Raw genomic sequence first — 255 nt, 5'->3', positions numbered from 1 at the left:
TGAACGCGATCTTGGCGATGCGCTTGCTGGTGGCCAGGGCTTCGCCGGCTTCTTTGCCGAACCCTTGCACCACGTTCAGCACGCCCGGTGGCAGCAGGTCACCGATCAGTTCCAGCAGCACGCTGATACCCAGCGGTGTTTGCTCGGCAGGCTTGAGCACCACGCAGTTACCGGCAGCCAGGGCTGGCGCGAGTTTCCAGGCGGCCATCAGGATCGGGAAGTTCCACGGGATGATCTGCCCGACCACGCCCAGGG

Annotated in this window: 1 protein-coding gene; it reads right to left on the bottom strand. The window is 64.7% G+C overall.

Annotation, left to right across the window (positions count from 1 at the left end; all coding sequences use genetic code 11):
* A partial coding sequence (locus tag AACY45_RS29050; protein ID WP_339548913.1) for an aldehyde dehydrogenase family protein occupies positions 1-255 on the bottom strand: 255 nt, incomplete at both ends.

The sequence above is a fragment of the Pseudomonas sp. RA_35y_Pfl2_P32 genome, from assembly GCF_963970735.1.
Taxonomy (GTDB): domain Bacteria; phylum Pseudomonadota; class Gammaproteobacteria; order Pseudomonadales; family Pseudomonadaceae; genus Aquipseudomonas.
The sequence above is the reverse complement of the archived record's forward strand: the minus strand, read 5'-3'. Positions and strand labels throughout refer to the sequence as shown.